Origin of the sequence: Pseudoalteromonas sp. S4492, assembly GCF_005886115.1 — a bacterium.
Classification (GTDB): Bacteria; Pseudomonadota; Gammaproteobacteria; order Enterobacterales; family Alteromonadaceae; genus Pseudoalteromonas; species Pseudoalteromonas gelatinilytica.
Genome location: NZ_PNCP01000204.1, coordinates 1 through 290, shown reverse-complemented (window position 1 = coordinate 290; position 290 = coordinate 1). Strand labels below are relative to the sequence as shown.

1 protein-coding gene is annotated in these 290 nt (G+C 42.4%); it reads left to right on the top strand.

Annotation, left to right across the window (positions count from 1 at the left end; all coding sequences use genetic code 11):
- Nucleotides 1–98 precede the first annotated feature (98 nt).
- The coding region (locus CWC28_RS21390; RefSeq protein WP_138625759.1) for a hypothetical protein at nucleotides 99–290 on the top strand (192 nt) is incomplete at its 3' end.

Below are 290 nucleotides of genomic sequence, written 5' to 3'. Positions count from 1 at the left end.
CTACATATTTAGCGAAGGAAGCAACACCTTAACCATTCAGATATTGTAATAGTACTTAAGGCCGATAAAGCATAAAACGATCTGTTAAAGGATAACGTATGTCGGCCACAGAACAGGCTATCGTAGCCACAACGCTGTCTGATGCGTATTTAATTCTTGCCCGCTTAACAGATACCCAGTTATCTCCCGAAACAGCCCAAAACCTGCTACTAAACGGCCTGGATATCAGGCAACTGAAAGACGAGTGCGAACATAATCAACAAACCTACCAACGTCAACTATCAAGACTT